The sequence below is a fragment of the Burkholderia sp. Ac-20344 genome, from assembly GCF_017104975.1.
Lineage (GTDB): Bacteria > Pseudomonadota > Gammaproteobacteria > Burkholderiales > Burkholderiaceae > Burkholderia.
On record NZ_JAAGPP010000102.1, the window covers coordinates 1 to 19,135 of the forward strand.

Genomic DNA, 19,135 nt, shown 5'->3' on the forward strand with positions numbered 1-19,135 from the left:
TCGTCGCCTACGCACTCGCTTCGAGCGACGTGCCGACATTCACGAAGCATTCCTGAAACTCGGTTGCTCGCTTGTCTGTTGGAACATCTTCAGGCGTATCGAGCAGCCTTTTTGAACTGGCCTCTTACTCGATAACCGCGATTTTTTCGCCTGCCGCCACCGGACGTCCGGCTGCCCCCTGGATCCGGATTCGCCCGCCTTTCGGCGCGACGACACGCATCTCCATCTTCATCGCTTCCATGATGGCGACGGCATCGCCCTCCGCTACAGTCGCCCCTTCTTCCACCAGCCATTTCTGCAGCGTGCCGGGAACCGGCGCGGTCACGATGTCGGCACCCGTTTCCGCCTTCACCGCATCGTCGAATGCGCGCGGGGCACCAACGTTCGCAAACAGCGACGCGGGCAAACCGATCGTGTGACGCTTTCCGTCGATCTCGATGAAGCTCTGCAGCAGGCCTCCGTCAGCCGGCACGACGCGTCCGGAAGGCTCGACCCCGCCGAACTCCGTTTCGATCCAGTTGGTATGAACCTTGAATCCATCTTCGCCGGTGAAGCTCTCTTCCTCGAGCACCGCCCGATGGAATGGCAGCACCGAAGCCACACCCTCGATATCGAATTCGGCAAGCGCACGACGGGCGCGAGCGAGCGCTTGTTGACGCGTATCGCCAGTAATGACCAGCTTGGCCATCAGCGAGTCGTACAGTCCCGGAATCTGCGAGCCGGATTCGACACCGGAGTCGAGCCGCACACCGGGACCTGCGGGCGGACGAAAGCGCGTGATCACGCCAGGGGTCGGCAAGAAACCACGCCCCGGATCTTCCGCATTGATACGGAATTCGATCGCATGACCACGGGGCTCCGGTGTTGCCGCTAGCGAGACGGGAAGGCCGTCCGCGATGCGCAGTTGTTCGATCACGATGTCGACACCGGTGGTTTCCTCCGTGACGGGATGCTCGACTTGCAACCGCGTGTTCACCTCGAGAAACGAGATGACCCCGTCTTGAGAAAACAGAAACTCGACCGTGCCCGCCCCCGTATAGCCGGCCTCCGAACATATCCTCCGTGCTGCGTCGTGAATACGCGAGCGCTGCTCGTCGCTGATGAAAGGTGCCGGAGCTTCCTCCACGAGCTTCTGGTTTCGGCGTTGAAGCGAACAGTCGCGCGTGCCGAGAACGACAGTGTTGCCGTGATGATCGGCAATGATCTGCGCCTCGATATGGCGTGGACGGTCGAGAAATTGCTCGGCGTAGCAGTCGCCCCGACCGAACGCCTCCGTCGCTTCACGGACGGCCGAATCGAACATTTCCGCGACATCTTCGATGCGTCGGACGATCTTCATACCGCGGCCGCCGCCCCCGAACGCCGCCTTGATCGCTAGCGGCAAGCCAACTTCCCGAGCAAAAGCCACCGCGTCCGACGCACTGTTCAATGACCCGTCGGATCCCCTGACCAGCGGCGCGCCGACCTTCGATGCGATGCGCCGCGCCTGCACCTTGTCGCCGAGTGCGGTAATGACCTCCGGCGACGGGCCGACCCAAATCAACCCGGCATCGATGACCGCCTGAGCAAATTCCGCTCGCTCGGACAAAAAGCCGTAGCCGGGGTGAATCGCATCGGCTCCGGCGCGATGTGCGATCGCCAGAATCTTCGAGATGTCGAGATAGGTCTCCGCAGGGCGCCCCGCTCCCAACCCGTACGCTTCATCGGCCAATTCAGCATGCAGCGAACCGGCGTCCGCATCCGAGTAAATTGCGACCGACGTCACGTTGTAATCGCGCGCGGCGCGAATGACGCGAATGGCGATTTCGCCACGATTTGCGATGAGCAGCTTCTTCATCGAACGAGTTCCTTCACTTGCGGATCGAATGCGGATATCGGGTTGAAACGAATGCGGGCGCCGATCGGAATCTGCCCAAGCATGTCGAAATGATGAGCTGCGACCACGGCAATCACCGGATACCCACCGGTGACGGGGTGATCCGTTAGAAACAGCACCGGCTGGCCGCTGTGCGGCACCTGGATCGATCCGAACAGCGTGCCTTCCGACTGCAGCTCGGCGTCGTCGCGCCGCTCTAGCGCCAGGTCACCCGACAGTCGCATGCCGACGCGGTTCGATTCGGGAGTGACGCGCCATTCCTGCGAGAAAAACCGTGCGACGCTATCGTCGGTAAACCAATCGGTGCGAGGCCCCGGGACGACGTCGACATCGATTACGTCGCCAGCGCACGGGTGCATCTGTCCGACCAGCGGTTCCGGCTCGACGAATGTGGCCGCCTCGTTGGCCGGAACCAGAACATCGCCGCGGGCGATCGGCACCGGGCCGATCCTCGACAGCGTATCGGTCGACGCGGACCCCAACGTTCGCTCCACGACAAACCCGCCACGGAGTGCGACGTAGCTCCGCATGCCGCGGCCGGGAATGTCGAGCGTGACTTCCTCGCCTGCATCGACGGCAAACGGACGCGAGTGGGGGACAACCGTCACGCGGCCATTTGCGTCGTGAATCGAGATCGGACACGGCGCCCCTGTCACAGCCAGGGTCACCGGACGATCAGGCACCAGCGAAAGACCGCCGAACGTCACTTCGAGCACAGCGCTACTCTCGGGATTGCCAACACAAGCGTTCGCGATTCGTAGCGCGGCGCGGTCGACGGCACCACACACGGATACACCCTGGTCAGCCTGACGGGGTCGACCGAGATCTTGATACAGCACGGGGCGATCCGCACGCGTCACTGCAATGCCGCTGCCCGAAACCCGGTGCACCAGCGTCGGCTCCAGTCGTGCCGATACCGGAACGACCGCACCTTTACTCGCATCGCGGAAGCGGACCCGATCACCGGGCGCGAGCAATGCCGCACGCGGGCGCGTCGGGTCCCACATGGGCACCTGCGTCGTGCCGAGAAGCTGCCATCCTCCAGGGCTGTCGGACGGATAGATCCCGCTGAATTTCCCCGCGATCGCCACCGAACCCGCCGGTATACGCACACGGGGTGTTCTACGTCGGGGGACATCGAATCCCGGATCGTCGGTGGTCATATACGCAAACCCCGGTGCGAATCCGGTGAACGCGACCGAGTGGACTGCATCGAGATGTCGCTGGACGAGCTCCGCCACGGACCATCCCAGCAGATCTGCGACCTCGCCCAGATCCTCCCCGTCGTAGGACACCGGGATATCGAACATGCTCCCGCCGCGCTCCCGACGAACGGACACGTCCAGCTGCCCGAGCCGCTCGATCAGCGCCGCGCGATCGATGACAGCCGGGTCGAAGCGAACCAGTACGGTACGGGCGCCCGGAACGACCTCGTCGACACCTTCCACTTCGCTTGCGAGAAGCCTGTCGAGGAGCGCCAGCGTCGTCTCGAGACTTCCAAGCTCGACCATGACGCCGGTAGAGCCAGCCGAAAGGATGCGCATCTGCTCAGGCACGGTTCTCTCCCCCGCACGCACGTGCAAATGGCCGAAGCGCAACGCCGCGCGCGGTGAGTTGCGTCTGCAGCACACGCGCGGTCGCAACGGCCGACGGGTTGTCTCCGTGAATGCAGATCGACTGTGCATCAACCGTAATGTCCGTTCCGTCGATTGCCGTCAAGACACCCTCTTGTACGAACCGCAGCATGCGACGCGCAACAACGGTCGGATCGTGAATGACCGCACCTTCCTTGCGGCGACTCACAAGACTTCCATCCCCGTTGTACGCCCGGTCCGCAAATGCCTCGCTGACTACGGTGATGCCTGCTTCGCGCGCCTGATCGGCAATCGGCGCGCCGGCCAGCGTCATCAACACGAGCGTGGGATCGATCGCGAGAATCGCGTCGATGACGGCCGCCGCCTGGTAGGTGTCGCGCGCGATCGTGTTGTACAGCGCGCCGTGCGGCTTCACGTAGCGAATCGACGTGCCGGCCGCCTTCGCGAGCCCTTGAAGTGCGCCGATCTGGTAGATCACGTCGCCCATCAACTCTTCACGTGACGGCTGCATGTTGCGACGCCCAAAGCCCACCAGGTCGCGATAGCCGACGTGTGCACCGACGGCAACACCACGCCGTGCCGCTTCACGGAGCACGGTATAGATGCCCACCGGATCGCCGGCGTGAAAGCCGCAGGCAACATTTGCGCTCGTCACGATGTCGAGCATCGCCGCATCGTCGCCCATGCGCCACGCGCCGAAGCTCTCACCGAGATCGCAGTTCAAATCAATGCTTAACATGACGCTGCCTACAGGATTCCCTCAGTGCGCGAACACGCGATGCTGCTCGGGTGTTCGTGCGGGGTTCACGCGATTTTCCGGAATTTGCTGAGCGAGACGGATTCAATCCATTGTCCCGCCCGGGCGCCGAACGCCTTCGCGAACTCGGTATTCGAATGGGTCTCGAGGGCCGCTTCGTCTTCCCAGACTTCGTAGAAGACGAACTGCCCCGGCGTCTCGGTCGATTCGTGGAGATCGTATTGAATGAACCCCGGCTCCGTCTTCGCGTACGGCACCAGTTCCTTCAACGCTTCGCGCAGTACGTCTTCGTTACCGGCTCGAGCCACGACGGTTGCGACCACGACCAGACCTTCCTTCTTCATCTCACTCTCCTGTTTGCGGTTGTTGATTTGCTGCCGGCACTTCCCTGTCAGAACTCAGCCGAGTTCAATGTCCACTTTCGACTTGATCGAATTGGCGATGAAGCACCCCTTGTGTGCGCGGTGATGCAGTCGCTCGAGTTGCGCCAGGCTCGGCTGCTTTTCGGACCTGAACGTCACGCGCGGTCTGAGCACGATCTCGGATACCCAGTGAAATCCGTCGGCACTTTTCTCGACTTTCCCCACTGCGTTGTCGGAGTACGATTCGACCGCATATCCACTTCCCTCGCAGAGTGCGAGGAAGTACAGCATGTGGCAGCTCGCGAGCGCGTTGACGAGCAACTGCTCCGGGTCGGCCAGGCTTTCGTTCCCGAGATAATCGGGAGCCGCGGATACAGGGATCGTCACCGTCGGGCTGATGATCGCCCGGTGGTCCCTGCTATAGGTCCCTTCTCGCTCGTGGTGTTTATCGACAGTCCATTCCAGTCGGACGCCATGCTCGGACATCAGTGTCTCCCGGCGAGCATCCTCGCCAATCAGTCAATTTCCGTTGCGGACAGGCTGCGACGGTCTCGTCGCTTCATTCCGTCGCAATATATTTATTCACACTCGTTATCGATTCGACGAAACCAGATTTCGCAATCGAAACCCATTCGCTCCAGCACGTATGTGCGTCATCGGTACGAATGCGCAACGCTCGGGAGCCATCGCGGAATATCAGCCACTCGATCTCGCGAGGAACCTCGGAACCGGCGTCCTGTACGGCCAGACGCTCGATCCGGTGAGAAAAATCGAGCAGCCCTTCGCGCAGCACGTCAAGGTATTGCATGCCACATTCGTCCGACGCCTGCGATATTCCGCGATTGAGCAGCTTCGCGGCGATTTCTGCATCGAACATTGCAACGACTCCTGGCTCACACGGCCGCGGTGTTCGCCGGCAAATCCGTGACGAGCATGTATCCCGGTTCATGCGTGATCGCGAAGTCCGGCTTCGCCGCCTGAAGGGCCATCTGCGGCGTGACCCCACAAGCCCAGAACCCGAGGATGTCACCGGCCTCGATCACCGGCGGATCGCCAAACTCCGGCTGTGTGACATCGCGAATCCCGATCGTCGCCGGGTCGCCGATATGAACCGGTGCGCCGTGCGCGAGCGGAAACCGCTCCGACAGCACGATCGCCTGGATCGCATCGGCAGGCTTGAACGCGCGCATCGACACGACCATCGGGCCATGAAACGGCCCAGCGGCCGCCGTCTGGATATTCGTCACGTACATCGGTACGTTCCGGTTCGCACTGATGTGGCGAATGTCGATCCCCGCCTGCAGAATCGCGCTCTCAAACGAAAACGAGCAACCGAGCGCGAACGTCACGAGGTCGTCACGCCACAAATCGACCAGATCGTCGACCGTATCGGTGTGAACCCCGTCCCGGTACACCCGGTAACGGGGCACGTCGGTTCGAATATCGATCGCACCAAGTCCGTCCAGCCCCGGGCTTCCCGGCTGCCCGATTCCCACCAGCGGACAGCTCTTGGGGTTGATTCGGCAAAACTCGCGAAAATCATCTGCGTACATCTTCGGCAGAATTGCCAGATTTGCCTGCATGAAGCCATCGGCGTATCCCGTCGTCGGCGCACGCAGCTTGCCGTCGCGAATCAGCAGCCGGACCTGGTCGGCCGACATCGTCCGCGTACCTGCAGTCGATTCCATTGAAAGCACCCTTGCCGGAAGATGTTCAGTTCTCGCCGAGCGCAGCAACCATCGCACGCGCAATCGCCACGTCCGCCTCCTCCGGCCCCCCCGACACGCCGACGCCACCGATAACGTCGTCGCCGCGCGTCACCGGCAGGCCACCGCCGAACACGACCAACGGGCGTGACGCTGCGCGCTCGAGCCCGTACAGCTCGGCTCCGGGTTGGACGAGTTTCATCCAGTAATCGGTCGGGAACCGCAGTGCGGCGGCGGTATACGCCTTGTTGTGCGCAATTTCGATCGTGCCGAACGCCGCGCCGTTCACGCGCGTGAACGCAACAAGATGCCCACCCGCATCCACGATCGACAGCGACGAGCGCTGCGCCAGTTCGGTCGCTTTGGCGACGCCCGCTTCGATCGCCCGCCGCGCGGCTTCATATGTGATCTGCTTGCTCATTGATTTCTTCCTGGTCTTGTCCGACGGTCAGTTGTACGCGCCGCCATCGACATTGATTGCCTGCGCCGTGACATAAGACGACTCGTCCGATGCAAGGAAGACAAACAGCGGCGCGACTTCGTCCGGCGTCGCTTGTCGCCCCAGGGGGATAGCCGTCTGAACCACCGACGCCTGCTTGTCGCGGCCACCCATGAAATCGATCACCGGCTGATTGAACGGTGTATCGATCCAGCCGGGACACACGGCATTGACGCGCACACCATCCGGCGCGAGCTCGATTGCGAGTGTGGTTGTCAGACCGATGATGGCCGCCTTGGACGCCGAATAACATGCGAGTCCGGTGCCGCCGCGCTTGCCCGCGAGGGACGACATCATCACAATCGATGACTTCTTCGCGGCTCTCAGGTGACGGAGCGACTCTCGCGCGAAAATGAAGTTGGCCCGCACGTTGATCCTGAAGACCTTGTCCCAGTTCTCGGTGCTGAAGTTCTCGACCCGCCCCGAAAGCTGGACGCCGGCATTCAGGCACAACGTGTCGATTCCGTGCATCCATTCAGACGACTTTTCGATGACGCCCTTGATCTCGTCTTCGCTCGAGATGTCGGTTCGGAAAAAACGCACCTTGTCTCCAAACCGCGATTCGAGCGCGCGCCCCTTGACCTCGTCGATATCGGCGACCGATACGGTTGCACCTTCGGCAACAAACGATTCCAGAATCGCGAGACCGATATTGGCGACGCCGCCGGTCAGAAGTACCCGCTTGCCCGTCAAACGTGCTGACATAACAGTTTCCTCAAGATCACTGCGCCGATAACCGCGCCACGCCACCGAATCGGCACCCCGCCGCTCGGCAGGAGCGGTTATCGGGCACGACGGATGTTCTCCAGCAGCGCATCGTTCACGACCGACGCTGCCTCCATTTGCGGCATGTGGCCGACATCCGGAATCACGCGCAGCTGCACCGTGGACGGCAGACCGTCGGCCGGCGGGACCGGGATGATGCCGTCGCGCTCGCCCCAGAGCAGCATCACGGGACATGTCAGCCCCGCCAGCGTCGCGCCAATCGTCTGGACCTGGCCGTTTTCGTCGGCGATGGTGTCGGCGATGGCGGACAGCGCCTCCTGGACACCTTCCAGACGCTTGAACTGCAGCGTGCCCTCGACCATCTCGCTCGTGATCTTCGACGGATCGGCAAACAGCTTCTCCAGCGCAGCCTGAAGCGGACGCCGGCGCTCCGCCGCGACGAATTCAGTCACGAACGACCGATTGATCTCCTTGCCAAGGCCGATCGGCGCAATGAGCGTCACCGACGCGACGCGCGACGGCTGGTCGGCCGCGAAGGCGGCGGCAATCGCACCGCCGAACGAGTGGCCGACAAGGTGCAGCTTCCCAGGCGTCACGGCATCCGCGGCTTCCTCGATGGCCTTCGTGATCTTTCCGATCACGTCGCCGTCGGTGATCGGCGTCGACGCGCCGTGGCCGGGAAGATCCACCGCGATCGTCCGGAAGTGCTCGGCGAGCGTGCCCTGGTTGAACAGCCAGGTCGACAGGTCGCCGCCAAAACCGTGAATGAACAACACGGTTTCGTTGCTTTCCAGGCCGGTCTCCAGCACGTTCACGCTGCCACCGGAAACCGGAACCGACTTCGGCGCAATGGCGCCACCTGCGTCACCGTCGCCCGCGTTCAGGCGATGCGCGTAACTTGCGATGAGCGCGTCGATTTCCTCTTCCGTCGCCGCTTCATCGGCGATGACGCCGATCAGCGCACCGACCGGCGCGATTTCACCCTCGTTGATGACGATGCGCCGCAGAATTCCGGACACGGTCGCTTCCACCACGTTGTTGACCTTCGTGGATTCGACCTCGAGGAGTTCCTGGCCGCGTTCGACCTTGTCTCCTTCCTTCGCATGCCATTCGAGCACGGTGCCTTCGGTCATCGTCATCCCCCACTTGGGGATCGTGACGGCTTCAATGAACGACATGATTGATTACCTCTTCAGAATCGACTTGACTGCGTTCACGACGGCTTCCGGCGACGGTACGTACGCGTCTTCAAGGTTCGGCGCATACGGCACCGGCGTGTGCGGTGCCGTCACGCGCCGGATCGGCGCCTTCAACGAGTCGAAGCACTTGTCGGCCAGCAGCGCCGAGATATCGGTGGCCACGCTGCAGCGCGGATTCGCCTCGTCGACGATCACGACCCGCCCGATGTCCTCGGTGTATTCGATCAGCGTGTCCTCGTCGAGCGGAGACGTCGTGCGCGGATCGATGATGCACGCCGACACCCCGTCTGCCGCGAGGGTGCGAGCGGCCGCCTCGGCCACTCCGACCATACGACCGAGCGCGACGATCAGCACATCTTTGCCGTCGCGCACCACCCGCGCTTCGCCGAACGGGATCGTGTACGCCCCATCGGGCACTTCGCCCGTCGTGTCGTACAGCATCTTGTTTTCGAGGAAGATCACCGGATCGTCGTCGCGAATCGCCTGAAGTAGCAGGCCCTTCGCGTCGTACGGATTCGACGGGATCACGACCTTGAGCCCGGGGATATGCGTGAAGATCGGATAGAACGCCTGCGTGTGCTGGGCGGCCGAGCGCGTGCCGGCCCCGTACGTCGCGCGGATCACGAGCGGCGTCTTGGCGTGGCCGCCGAACATGTACCGGAACTTCGCGATCTGATTCATGATCTGGTCGAGACACACGCCGGCGAAGTCGACGAACATCAGTTCGGCGATCGGACGCAAACCCGTGAGGGCCGCGCCGGCAGCCGCGCCAACGAACGCGGCCTCGCTGATCGGCGTATCGCGAATACGCTCCGGTCCGTATGCGTCGAGCAGCCCGCGCGTCACACCGAATGCACCGCCCCACGCATCCTTGACGCCGTTGGCGCCTGCGCCACCAGTCAAGTCTTCACCCATCATGATCACGCGCGGATCACGCGCCATCTCCGAATGCAGCGCGTCATTCAGCGCTTGACGGAACGATTTCTTTGCCATTGCTGTGGGTCCTTACAGATACTTCACGTAAACGTCGGCGGTCAGTGCCGAAAGCGGCGGGAACGGTGCTGCACGCGCAGCACTCACGGCGGCGTCGATCTCGACCTCGATCTCCCCGTCGATCACGTCCAGCTCGCCGCCGGCCACTTGCGACCCTTCCTGCACTTGCCTGCGGAAATTGGCGAGGCAATCGCGTTCCTGGCGCATGGCCTTCTTTTCTTCCGGGGTGCGATAGTTGTCAGGGTCACCGCTGTAGTGACCGTAGTAGCGCGGCACGTGGATTTGCAGAAGACTGGGGCCGCCACCGTTGCGTGCACGATCGACCGCCTGGCCAGCGGCCTCGTAGACCGCGAAAAAATCGGTTCCGTCGACTTCGGCCGCGGGAATGTCGTAGCTCTGCGCGCGACGCGTGAAGCTGCCGGCCGAGACGAACTCATTCGCGGTCGCCTCGCCGAAGCCGTTGTCTTCGATCACGAAGACGATCGGCAACATCCAGATCTTCGCGAGGTTGAAGCTCTCCGACATCACGCCTTCATTCATCGCACCGTCGCCCGCGAACGCAACCGCCACGCCACCGGTACCGAGCAACTTCGCGGTGAGTGCGGCGCCGCATGTGATCGGCGCCCCACCGGCCACGATGCCGTTCGCACCCAGCATTCCCTTGCGCAGATCGGCGATGTGTTGCGAGCCACCCTTACCGCCGCACGTTCCCGTCGCACGCCCGAACAGCTCGGCCATCATTGCGCCGATATCGCACCCCTTGGCAATGCTGTGACCATGCCCGCGATGGGTCGACGAAATGTAGTCCTTGTCTGTCAGGTGCAGACACACGCCGACGGCGCTGGCCTCCTGCCCTGCACAAAGATGGGTATTGCCCGGAATGTCGCCGGTCGCCATCTCGTCCATCACGCGCTCCTCGAAGCGGCGAATCGTTCGCATGGCGCGATAAGCGTCCACGAGCCGCTCATTGGGAAACTTCAAGGCGGACATTCCAATCTCCTTTATTTAAATGGTGTGCGTGGCAGTGCGCTTCGACGCGGCACACTGAACCCTCTTGCAAATCCGGTTCGCCCGACGAATATCGCGTCGGCAGTGCCGACATGTCATTTCAATCGTCACCGGTCAATTTCACTCGGTCCAATTGTGTTTGACGATTTCGCGCGATCACCGATTCTTATCAGTGCGTGAGCGCTAGTTCGTCCCGACCCTGAGTTCAAATCGACACCCGATTCGTGCGGCCGTAATCGACAACCAACCGCTCGCTTCAACCGCCGCGAGTGCACGATTCGTTTCAGCGTTGTTGAAATTCTAGTTACGCGCCGGATGAGGTTCGTCCACCTAAAGGTGGAGAAAGAATTTGCCGCGCGCCGGCTTTTCCGGGTTTCACGCGTTCTGTGTTGAGCGCTCAATCCTCCGTCGCTATGATCATTTTGACTATCCCCGTGCCGGAGACATTCGGCGCGTCGCCTGATCGCTACCCGGGATTCGAATACTTGCGATCGAATCGCTTTTCCCCACGCTGGTGGAGTTCGTCACATGATCGATCTTCGAAACCTGGAGACCTTTTACGCCGTTGCCCAGCTGGGGGGATTCCACCGCGCCGCGGAAAGACTGCATACGACACAACCGGCCGTCTCCGCACGCATCGCACAGCTGGAACAGCAATTGAAAGGGCGCCTGTTCGAGCGGGACAAGCGAGGTTGCTTCTTGACCGTCAAGGGTAGGAAGCTTCTCGTATACGCCGAACAAATGATCTCGCTGAGCGCGGAAATGGTGGAGGCCGTCGCAGGCCGCACGGCCCTCAGCGGAACGGTCCAGCTCGGCGCATCGGATACGATCGTGCACACGTGGCTGTCCACGCTTCTCAAGCGACTCAGCGTCGAGTACCCGGAGATCACGCTCGAGGTCAATGTCGACGCCACGCCGAATCTGACTGCGGGACTCGCCGACGGCACGATCGACGTCGCACTGTTGATGGGACCCGTAAACGCGAGCAATGCAGAGAATCTGCCGTTGTGCAGCTACCCGATCAGCTGGATCGTCTCGTCGGATTTCGAATGCGATTCGGCAAACCTCACGTTGAACGATCTCGCACGGCATCCGATCATCACGTTCTCCAGATCGACGCGTCCGTACATGCAGTTGAAAGAGATGTTCGATCGGTCACATCTGCATCACGTGAGGATATTCGGCAATTCGTCGCTGTCGTCGATCGTCCGGATGACGCTTGACGGCATCGGCATCGCGGCGATTCCGCACCACGTCGTGGCGGAGCATCTGGCAAGCGGTCGACTGCGCCGGATCGACACTGGCCACGAGATGCCGGTGATGCCGTTCACCGCCAGCTTCGTTCGTCGCGTCGACATGCCGCTTAGTTCGATCGTGGCCGGGCTCGCGCAGAAAGTCGCCGCGCACTACGAAGGACGGTAGACGACGAGACGCGCTAGCTTTGCACAAACACAAAAAAGCCAGGACTCAGTGAGTCCTGGCTCGTCGTTATCGTCAACCGTTCTGGCTGCGCCCCAGACATTCGAAGACTTCGGGCCGCCGGTGCTTGAAGTATTGGGCAAGTGCCATGCCCGCAACCTGCACACCGATCAGGCAATAGAACATCCACACGTACTGCCCGGGGTCACCGCCCGCGAGCACGTCGAAGTGTGCTGCCACGAGATAGACCAGCGCGATGAAGAACACCGATGAAATCGCTGGCGCCAGAAACGACTTGGCGAAACTTACTCCCTGTTGCCTGCCTCGACGAACGTACCAGACCAACGACGAGATGTTGACGATGGTCATCAGAATGATGATGCCCGACGTTCCGACTCCGGAGAGTTGTCCGTAAAGCAGATCCGGTTTGGAGCCCATCAGGATGAACGGCATCAGCACACACAGCACCATGACCGAAACCGTCATCGAAGCAAGATACGGAGACTCGTGCTTCTTGTGCACCTTCCCGAGGAATCGGGGAAGCGCGCCGTCGGTGCCAAGGTTGTGCATATAGCGCGAGAGCACGTTCTGTGTGGACAAACTCGCCGCAAACGCCGACGTCATCACGAGCATCGAAACGATCAGGTGCAGGCTCGGACTCACAAATTTCGCGAAGGCGTCAGGGAACATCGCAGCGGGCGTCTTTGCCGCAATCGATTGAACCTCCGGTCCGTAGGCCATGATCATTGCGTACGCACACAGCGTGTAGATCACGCCGATAAAGATGACCGCACCATACGTCGCACGCGGAATCGTCCGGTCCGGCATTTTCACTTCATCGCGGAACAACGCAGTCGCCTCGAATCCCATGAAGAACGATACGGTGAACAGCATGCAGAACGGCACGTTGGTGCTGTTTGCCAGCTGGCTCGGCATGAAGGGAGCGGATGCGGCAACACCCGGCACACCGCCTTTTGCCAGCACGCCGAACGAAAACGCCAGACAGACGACGATCTCCAAAATCATCACCCACGTGAGCACCTTCGCGGACAGCTCGACATGAAGGTATCCCAGCATGGAAACCACCAGCCAGCAGGCGAGCGTCGGCCAGTACCATTGAATGGACGCGCCGGTCATGTCATGCACGAGATCGGAACACGATACGCCGAAGAACGACGTGACGCCTGCGAGGAGCAAGAAGTACGATACCGCCGCAAGGATGCCGGAACCAAGGCCCGTCGATTTTCCGATTCCATAGCTGATGAACGCATAGAAGTCGCCGGGGCGCTTCACGATATTGTTGAGCGTCACATAGCCGACGGAAAACAGCAGCAATACGAGCGTCGTCAGTACGAAAATCACGGGGCTGCCGACTCCGCCGAACATCAACGCGAACGGGATGTAACCCGATACGGTCGTCAACGGGGCCGAGAACGCCAGCACGGTAAGCGCCAGGCCGACGGCCCCCATGCTGCCCGACAGCTTCTTCTGCGGAGACGTCTCTATTTGAACGTCTTCCAGATTCAGTTTCATCTCCATCTCTATCTCCTTACGCCTCCAACAGATCACCAGCATTGTCGAACTTGTGCTGCATTGCGCCTCGATCGTGCATGCTTCCGGGCACTCACCAACGGCGGTCACTCATCGACTGCGAACCGATACGACCGTCAGGTCACAATCGTTTAGTGAAGCCATCGTCTGACGCCAAATTGATCAGGTCCAATTGCCGTTGACGATGTTTTTCGATAACCGCTCTTTATCACGCGCTTCGGATCCGTTCACGCAATGCCCGCGCTGTGCGCCTGCAGATCGGCGTGATAGCTCGACCGCACCATCGCACCGACGGCCGCGTGCGTGAAGCCCATCTTGTACGCCTCTTCCTCGTACATCTTGAACGTATCCGGATGCACGTACGCACGCACCGGCAGGTGGTGCTCGGACGGCTGCAGGTACTGGCCGATCGTCAGCATGTCGACGTCGTGCGCGCGCAGGTCGCGCATCACCTGCAGGATTTCCTCTTCGGTTTCGCCGAGGCCGACCATCAGGCCCGACTTCGTCGCGACGTCCGGATGCAGCGCCTTGAAGTCCTTCAGGAGCTTCAGCGAGTGCGCGTAGTCCGAACCCGGGCGCGCTTCCTTGTACAGGCGCGGCACCGTTTCGAGGTTGTGGTTCATCACGTCCGGCGGTGCGGCGTTCAGGATCGAGATCGCGCGGTCGAGACGGCCGCGGAAATCCGGCGTCAGGATCTCGATGCGCGTTTCCGGTGACTGCTCGCGCACTTCGCGGATGCACTCGACGAAGTGGCCGGCGCCGCCATCGCGCAGGTCGTCGCGGTCGACGCTCGTGATCACCACGTACTTGAGCTTCAGCGCGCCGATCGTGCGCGCTAGGTTCTTCGGCTCGTCCGGATCCAGCGGATCGGGGCGGCCATGGCCGACGTCGCAGAACGGGCAGCGGCGCGTGCACTTGTCGCCCATGATCATGAACGTCGCGGTGCCCTTGCCGAAGCATTCGCCGATGTTCGGGCAGCTCGCTTCCTCGCACACCGTATGCAGGTTGTGCTCGCGCAGGATCGTCTTGATCTCGTTGAAGCGCGTGTTGGGCGTCGCGACTTTGGCGCGGATCCACCGTGGTTTGCGAAGCGGCTCGATCGGGACGATCTTGATCGGAATGCGCGCCGTTTTAGCCTGTGCCTTCTGCTTTTCTGAAGCGTCGTAGCGCACCGACGCGCTCCTCGAGGCCACCCACTTCTCGCTCGCATCGGTCATTTTCGCCTCCTGTTCAGCTCTCTTGTGGAAGCCGGTGGTCAACAGCCTATTTGTCGGTCGAATTGACTGCCATGCTGCTCCTCACTGAAACCCATCGAAGAGCGCAACGTGCGAATCGCATCAAGCCGGAAGGTAATACCGCGTGTGCCGGTAATTGATTTCATTCTAGAAATGACACGCGCATCCCTCGTCCACCCAAAGGATGATAAAAATCTCCAAGCTCCGGCGGGAGACTGGCCTTTTCTGATACAACCCCATTAATCTCGTCGTGCTGCCGGACGTCGGAATACGTGTCTACCCGGGTGCCGACGCGGCCGCGACGAGAGCCAATCCGGTCAGGATTTCGTAGATGCGAACGTCGAGCCCGCGGGCGTATGCCGCACTGAATACGAAATCGTCGAGCGTGAGCGTTGATTCCTTGACGACGAGTGAGCCCACCTCGATTTCGTGCCGCGCGACTGCGCCTGGCATCACGGCAATGCCGATCCTGTCGACCGCCATCTTCACGATCGTCGACAGGGACCAGTTCGCGAAGATGCGCGGAGAAGGCTTGTCCCGCGTCGCAATGGCGTCCCTCAGCGTGATGTACGGATGCGTCCGCTTCGGCAGCGTGATGATCGGGAAGCGCGCCAGGGTCTCCGGCGTCAAAGGGCTGTCGCCGACATCGAGGTCAGGGGACACGAGGAAGTCGACCGGATATCTGCACAAGGGCGCTTCGACAAAATCGGGATCCACCACGGGCCCGGCCAACAGAAACGCCATGTCGATCTCGCCGGACTTGAGCGCGTCGCGCAGCGCCGGCGTGATGTCCACCACGATGTCGATGACGACACCCGGATGTTCCCGATGCACTCGCTCGATGAACTCCGTGAGCCACATATGAACGATGGTTTCCGCGACTCCCAGGCGAACCACGCCGGAAAGCGCCTGAGGATTCGCGATAGCCGCAACCAGTTCGGACTCAAGCGCCAGGAACCGTTCCGCGTAATCCAGCAGCGTCCGGCCACGGGGTGTCAGCCGGATGGTTCGCGCCGCTCGCTCGAACAGCAGCACGCCCAGGTCGTCCTCAAGGCCGGAAATCCGGTGCGACACCGCCGATTGCGTCGTGTGCATCTTGGTCGCCGCTTTATGAAAGCTGTTGAGCGTAGCGACCCAGTAGAAGGTTTCCAGGCTTTTCAGGTTGATCATCTGCTCTGTTCACGGCGAACATATGGAAAATTGCCCGCCCGCGATCGTTCAGACGCATCAGGTGCCAGCGGCCATCGACGTCAGCGATTGACGAGCTTCTTCGGCAGGCACAAAGTCAGCGCCACGCCGGCGGCGGCCATCAACGAAATGAAGAAGACGCCGTAATCGGTACTCCCGGTCATGTCCTTGACGACCCCCACGACATAGGGACTGACGAACCCGCCCAACCCGCCGACACAGTTGATGAAGGCGACCCCTGCGGCCATGCCTATCCCGGTCAGGAACAGCCCCGGAATCGAGAACAACATCGACGTCGTACTGTACGCACCCAAGGCCGCGACGCACAACGCCGCCAGCGAAAGTACCGGCACGCCGCGCGTGAATACGCTCGCGACGAGGCCTGCGATCACGCACAGAAACGGCACGACGAGATGCCAGCGGCGTTCGCGAAGTTTATCGGAGCTGCGACCGATCAGATACATCCCGATAAACGCCGCGCTGAACGGCAACGACGTGTAGAGCCCGATACGGAAGACGTCGCCTGGCGCCAGCTGCGCGACCAGCGTAGGCAACCAGAATGAAACACCGTATGAGCAGATCGCCGAGCAAAAGCAGATGAGCGTAATGTGCCAGACCTTGCGGTTCGTCACTGTCTGCTTCAGGTTCAACCCGGCGCCGTGTCCGTCTATCGACAGACGATCCGCCTCCAGCTCGCGCTCGATGACACGCCGGTCCCGATCCGGCAACCAGCGAGCGGACTCGGGACCATCGTCGAGGAACACGAGCGCGAGCAGACCGAGCACAAACGCCGGTACTGCCTCGATGACAAAGAGCCATTGCCAGCCTGCCAATCCATGCGCGCCCTCGAGCGCCGACATGATCGCACCCGATACCGGCGCCCCGATCATGCCGGACAAAGGCACCGCGCCGACGAACAGCGCCACCATCTTCGCGCGGCGCGCGGATGGAAACCAGTACGTCAAGTACAGAATGATGCCGGGATAAAAGCCTGCCTCGGCCACGCCAAGCAGAAAGCGAAGAACGTAGAACTGAGCCGGCGTCGATACGAACGCAAAGGCCGCGGAAATCAGCGCCCAGAGGATCATGATGCGCGAGATGGTCCTTTTCGCGCCGATCTTCGCCATCAGCACGTTGCTCGGCACCTCGAACAGGAAGTAGCCGATGAAGAACAGACCGGCCCCCAGCCCGTACGCCGCGTCCGTCAGCCCGAGATCCGACAGCATCCGCAGCTTCGCGAAGCCAATGTTGATGCGATCGAGATATGCAGTGACATAGCACAGCATCAGGAAAGGCATGATCCGGAGGGCGACCGACCGGTACGTACCTTCGGAATGCACATCACCGCGGACCGGATCAACAGCTGAATCGTATTGCATGATCACCTCTACCCCTTCAGATTTCGTGCCGCCTTGGTCGACTCGTGCCAAGGCCGCCCATACGCTGTCCTCAAACGACCTCTACGGTGGCTTCTACTTCCACCGCCATGCCGGACGGCAAGGCGTTGGCGCCGGTCGCAATGCGTGCGTGCCGCCCCGCTTCGCCAAGGACGGCGAAGAACAGGTCCGAAGCACCATTCAGCACGGTCGCATGCTCGGTAAAGTCCGCGTCGCACCGCACGACGCCAGCGACGCGAACGATGCGAACGACGCGCGAAAAATCCCCGTCCAGCATGCGTCCGATGTGGCTCAGGACATTGAGGGCGCAGAGCTGGGCCGCGCGCTGCCCGTCATCCACACTGAGGTCGGCGCCCACTCTTCCCGCGTAGAGAAGCTCACCGTTCAGGCGCGGCCCCTGGCCGGCGATCTGCAGGTAGTTTCCCGACCGCACTGCTGGCAGATAACTACCGCGCGGCACGCTCGCAGGCGGCAGTTCGAGGCCCAGTTCGGCGAGACGTGCGTCAATCGTGGTCTTATCCGTCATTTCAATTGCCTCCAGTCTCCGCGCTCCCCTTGCCAGTTGATCGAGTCTCCCAGCGTGCGTCGAACACTCGCGCGAAGCGTACGAAGCAAGCCCTCCCATTCGAGCGAGCCGATGCCGTCCACGGCGGGCTCGGGGGCCATGAACATGCCGTCCACACCGCCCGAATTGACGCAGCATTCGATGCAGCGAATCTCGAGTTCGGGATCATGAAACACGACAGGGTTCTCCAGCAGCGCCGAAAGCGCCGCGATGATGCCCGTTGCCCCCCAGTTCGACACGTTCGCGACGACGAGGTGATCAGCTGCATTGACCGCCGCAACGCCTCCCCGCCCAGCAACGCCGGTCGACGCGGCCTTCGGCGAAAACGTGGGCAGATCTGCCGCGATTACACCCATGCCGAGTTCGTTACCCCCATCGCCCACGCCGATATGCAGGATGCCGCACTCCTTGCCTTGATAAAACAGATAATCGAGGTCCGCGACGAGCCCGTCGAGCGGACGGCCGCCCAGCCCGTGGTAGAGCCCTAGCGCATTGCAACCGGGACGCTCGATCGAAATCATCACGCTGGGCCGGGTGCGCGCGAGCAGATCATCAGAAACACGATGACTGCCGTCCTTGTCCTTGGGGACTGTTCGGATGTAGACGGGCCGCAAGTACTCGATCCGTTTCACCACGCCATCGTCCGGGAAAGGCATCGGCGCCAGCCCTGCGCCGCGGCAGGTCTGCACCATCATCTCCTCCCAGTCCTCGTCGATCACGATGACGGTTGGCACCCCCAGGCCCAGGAAGAATGCGCGCGCCATCAGCGCAGCGCCCACCGGACCATCGGTTTCGGGTGCACCGCCGCCCTCCGGGAATCCCGTGGCGATGAGCACCGGGCCGCCTTGCCGCCTTACCGCCTCGACGATTCGTTCGGCCGCGCCCATGCATGCGAATCCGGGTTGCCGCTTCTGCAGCGCCTCGTAAATGTTGCCGATGAGCCCGACACCCGTGTAGTCGAGCGTCATGAATTCGTCGATCGTGCGCGCGACGCGTTGATACTGTTTGCTGTCTTGCTGCAGCATGGCAATTGCCTCCTGGCAGGAATGCGCTCTGGGT

Annotated in this window: 19 protein-coding genes and 1 pseudogene; 2 read left to right on the forward strand and 18 right to left on the reverse strand. The window is 61.7% G+C overall.

Going from position 1 to position 19,135, the window contains the following annotated elements; translation table 11 throughout:
- Nucleotides 1-115 (forward strand): annotated as a pseudogene (locus G3N64_RS26760) (IS5/IS1182 family transposase); the annotation flags it as partial.
- A gap of 9 nt (nt 116-124) precedes the next feature.
- On the opposite strand, the gene G3N64_RS26765 reads toward G3N64_RS26760, so the two are convergent.
- The 12 genes from G3N64_RS26765 to G3N64_RS26820 all read right to left on the reverse strand — a co-directional run bounded on the left by G3N64_RS26765 (nt 125) and on the right by G3N64_RS26820 (nt 10,703).
- Nucleotides 125-1,837 carry a biotin carboxylase N-terminal domain-containing protein gene (locus G3N64_RS26765; RefSeq protein ID WP_205786602.1) on the reverse strand — a complete coding sequence of 571 codons (1,713 nt, stop codon included), beginning with the start codon at nt 1,835-1,837 and terminating at the stop codon, nt 125-127.
- Nucleotides 1,834-3,432 (reverse strand): urea amidolyase family protein, encoded by a 1,599-nt coding sequence (locus tag G3N64_RS26770; RefSeq protein ID WP_346778841.1) that lies wholly within the window; start codon nt 3,430-3,432, stop codon nt 1,834-1,836. The genes G3N64_RS26765 and G3N64_RS26770 overlap by 4 nt, the downstream gene beginning before the upstream one ends.
- Entirely contained in the window at nt 3,425-4,210 is a 786-nt protein-coding gene (locus G3N64_RS26775) for a 5-oxoprolinase subunit PxpA (protein ID WP_174967791.1), read from the reverse strand. The genes G3N64_RS26770 and G3N64_RS26775 overlap by 8 nt, the downstream gene beginning before the upstream one ends.
- 65 nt (nt 4,211-4,275) lie before the next feature.
- On the reverse strand, nt 4,276-4,572 hold the full coding sequence (locus tag G3N64_RS26780; RefSeq protein WP_205786603.1) for a putative quinol monooxygenase: 297 nt from the start codon (nt 4,570-4,572) through the stop codon (nt 4,276-4,278).
- 54 nt (nt 4,573-4,626) lie between these two features.
- Nucleotides 4,627-5,076 carry an OsmC family protein gene (locus tag G3N64_RS26785; RefSeq protein ID WP_205786604.1) on the reverse strand — a complete coding sequence of 150 codons (450 nt, stop codon included), beginning with the start codon at nt 5,074-5,076 and terminating at the stop codon, nt 4,627-4,629.
- A 73-nt stretch (nt 5,077-5,149) separates the two neighbouring features.
- Nucleotides 5,150-5,467 (reverse strand): hypothetical protein, encoded by a 318-nt coding sequence (locus G3N64_RS26790; RefSeq protein ID WP_205786605.1) that lies wholly within the window; start codon nt 5,465-5,467, stop codon nt 5,150-5,152.
- A gap of 16 nt (nt 5,468-5,483) precedes the next feature.
- On the reverse strand, nt 5,484-6,278 hold the full coding sequence (locus G3N64_RS26795) for a putative hydro-lyase (protein ID WP_277399132.1): 795 nt from the start codon (nt 6,276-6,278) through the stop codon (nt 5,484-5,486).
- A gap of 25 nt (nt 6,279-6,303) precedes the next feature.
- Entirely contained in the window at nt 6,304-6,717 is a 414-nt protein-coding gene (locus G3N64_RS26800) for a heme-binding protein (RefSeq protein ID WP_205786607.1), read from the reverse strand.
- Between the two features lie 27 nt (nt 6,718-6,744).
- Nucleotides 6,745-7,500: an SDR family NAD(P)-dependent oxidoreductase gene (locus G3N64_RS26805; RefSeq protein ID WP_205786608.1), complete on the reverse strand. Its 756-nt coding sequence runs from the start codon at nt 7,498-7,500 to the stop codon at nt 6,745-6,747.
- Between the two features lie 77 nt (nt 7,501-7,577).
- Nucleotides 7,578-8,699 carry an acetoin dehydrogenase dihydrolipoyllysine-residue acetyltransferase subunit gene (locus tag G3N64_RS26810; RefSeq protein WP_205786609.1) on the reverse strand — a complete coding sequence of 374 codons (1,122 nt, stop codon included), beginning with the start codon at nt 8,697-8,699 and terminating at the stop codon, nt 7,578-7,580.
- Between the two features lie 6 nt (nt 8,700-8,705).
- Complete coding sequence (locus G3N64_RS26815; protein ID WP_124472669.1) at nt 8,706-9,713, reverse strand: alpha-ketoacid dehydrogenase subunit beta; 1,008 nt, start codon at nt 9,711-9,713, stop codon at nt 8,706-8,708.
- A 12-nt stretch (nt 9,714-9,725) separates the two neighbouring features.
- A complete protein-coding gene (locus G3N64_RS26820) occupies nt 9,726-10,703 on the reverse strand; it encodes a thiamine pyrophosphate-dependent dehydrogenase E1 component subunit alpha (RefSeq protein ID WP_205786610.1) in 978 nt (325 codons plus the stop codon).
- 546 nt (nt 10,704-11,249) lie between these two features.
- Here G3N64_RS26820 and G3N64_RS26825 point away from each other — a divergent pair.
- Nucleotides 11,250-12,143 (forward strand): LysR family transcriptional regulator, encoded by an 894-nt coding sequence (locus tag G3N64_RS26825; RefSeq protein ID WP_205786611.1) that lies wholly within the window; start codon nt 11,250-11,252, stop codon nt 12,141-12,143.
- A 72-nt stretch (nt 12,144-12,215) separates the two neighbouring features.
- Here G3N64_RS26825 and G3N64_RS26830 read toward each other — a convergent pair whose 3' ends face one another.
- The 6 genes from G3N64_RS26830 to G3N64_RS26855 form a co-directional block, all read right to left on the reverse strand.
- Nucleotides 12,216-13,679 carry an APC family permease gene (locus G3N64_RS26830; RefSeq protein WP_205786612.1) on the reverse strand — a complete coding sequence of 488 codons (1,464 nt, stop codon included), beginning with the start codon at nt 13,677-13,679 and terminating at the stop codon, nt 12,216-12,218.
- A 239-nt stretch (nt 13,680-13,918) separates the two neighbouring features.
- Nucleotides 13,919-14,908, reverse strand: coding sequence for a lipoyl synthase (lipA, locus tag G3N64_RS26835; RefSeq protein WP_241021229.1), 990 nt, complete (start codon nt 14,906-14,908; stop codon nt 13,919-13,921).
- Nucleotides 14,909-15,202: 294 nt separating this feature from the next.
- On the reverse strand, nt 15,203-16,096 hold the full coding sequence (locus tag G3N64_RS26840; RefSeq protein WP_241021230.1) for a LysR family transcriptional regulator: 894 nt from the start codon (nt 16,094-16,096) through the stop codon (nt 15,203-15,205).
- A gap of 80 nt (nt 16,097-16,176) precedes the next feature.
- Nucleotides 16,177-17,493, reverse strand: coding sequence for an MFS transporter (locus G3N64_RS26845; protein WP_205786614.1), 1,317 nt, complete (start codon nt 17,491-17,493; stop codon nt 16,177-16,179).
- A 70-nt stretch (nt 17,494-17,563) separates the two neighbouring features.
- A complete protein-coding gene (locus tag G3N64_RS26850) occupies nt 17,564-18,037 on the reverse strand; it encodes a RidA family protein (RefSeq protein WP_174997770.1) in 474 nt (157 codons plus the stop codon).
- Nucleotides 18,034-19,101, reverse strand: coding sequence for a DUF4392 domain-containing protein (locus G3N64_RS26855; protein ID WP_241021231.1), 1,068 nt, complete (start codon nt 19,099-19,101; stop codon nt 18,034-18,036). Before G3N64_RS26855 ends, G3N64_RS26850 begins: the two co-directional genes overlap by 4 nt.
- Between the last annotated feature and the right edge of the window lie 34 nt (nt 19,102-19,135).

What these genes read in the sequence shown, in the direction of transcription:
- G3N64_RS26765 (WP_205786602.1), bottom strand. Translation starts at nt 1,837, where the DNA reads ATGAAGAAGCTGCTCATCGCAAATCGTGGCGAAATCGCCATTCGCGTC.
- G3N64_RS26775 (WP_174967791.1), bottom strand. Translation starts at nt 4,210, where the DNA reads ATGTTAAGCATTGATTTGAACTGCGATCTCGGTGAGAGCTTCGGCGCG.
- G3N64_RS26780 (WP_205786603.1), bottom strand. Translation starts at nt 4,572, where the DNA reads ATGAAGAAGGAAGGTCTGGTCGTGGTCGCAACCGTCGTGGCTCGAGCC.
- G3N64_RS26785 (WP_205786604.1), bottom strand. Translation starts at nt 5,076, where the DNA reads ATGTCCGAGCATGGCGTCCGACTGGAATGGACTGTCGATAAACACCAC.
- G3N64_RS26790 (WP_205786605.1), bottom strand. Translation starts at nt 5,467, where the DNA reads ATGTTCGATGCAGAAATCGCCGCGAAGCTGCTCAATCGCGGAATATCG.
- G3N64_RS26795 (WP_277399132.1), bottom strand. Translation starts at nt 6,278, where the DNA reads ATGGAATCGACTGCAGGTACGCGGACGATGTCGGCCGACCAGGTCCGG.
- G3N64_RS26800 (WP_205786607.1), bottom strand. Translation starts at nt 6,717, where the DNA reads ATGAGCAAGCAGATCACATATGAAGCCGCGCGGCGGGCGATCGAAGCG.
- G3N64_RS26805 (WP_205786608.1), bottom strand. Translation starts at nt 7,500, where the DNA reads ATGTCAGCACGTTTGACGGGCAAGCGGGTACTTCTGACCGGCGGCGTC.
- G3N64_RS26810 (WP_205786609.1), bottom strand. Translation starts at nt 8,699, where the DNA reads ATGTCGTTCATTGAAGCCGTCACGATCCCCAAGTGGGGGATGACGATG.
- G3N64_RS26815 (WP_124472669.1), bottom strand. Translation starts at nt 9,713, where the DNA reads ATGGCAAAGAAATCGTTCCGTCAAGCGCTGAATGACGCGCTGCATTCG.
- G3N64_RS26820 (WP_205786610.1), bottom strand. Translation starts at nt 10,703, where the DNA reads ATGTCCGCCTTGAAGTTTCCCAATGAGCGGCTCGTGGACGCTTATCGC.
- G3N64_RS26825 (WP_205786611.1), top strand. Translation starts at nt 11,250, where the DNA reads ATGATCGATCTTCGAAACCTGGAGACCTTTTACGCCGTTGCCCAGCTG.
- G3N64_RS26830 (WP_205786612.1), bottom strand. Translation starts at nt 13,679, where the DNA reads ATGGAGATGAAACTGAATCTGGAAGACGTTCAAATAGAGACGTCTCCG.
- lipA (WP_241021229.1), bottom strand. Translation starts at nt 14,908, where the DNA reads ATGACCGATGCGAGCGAGAAGTGGGTGGCCTCGAGGAGCGCGTCGGTG.
- G3N64_RS26840 (WP_241021230.1), bottom strand. Translation starts at nt 16,096, where the DNA reads ATGATCAACCTGAAAAGCCTGGAAACCTTCTACTGGGTCGCTACGCTC.
- G3N64_RS26845 (WP_205786614.1), bottom strand. Translation starts at nt 17,493, where the DNA reads ATGCAATACGATTCAGCTGTTGATCCGGTCCGCGGTGATGTGCATTCC.
- G3N64_RS26850 (WP_174997770.1), bottom strand. Translation starts at nt 18,037, where the DNA reads ATGACGGATAAGACCACGATTGACGCACGTCTCGCCGAACTGGGCCTC.
- G3N64_RS26855 (WP_241021231.1), bottom strand. Translation starts at nt 19,101, where the DNA reads ATGCTGCAGCAAGACAGCAAACAGTATCAACGCGTCGCGCGCACGATC.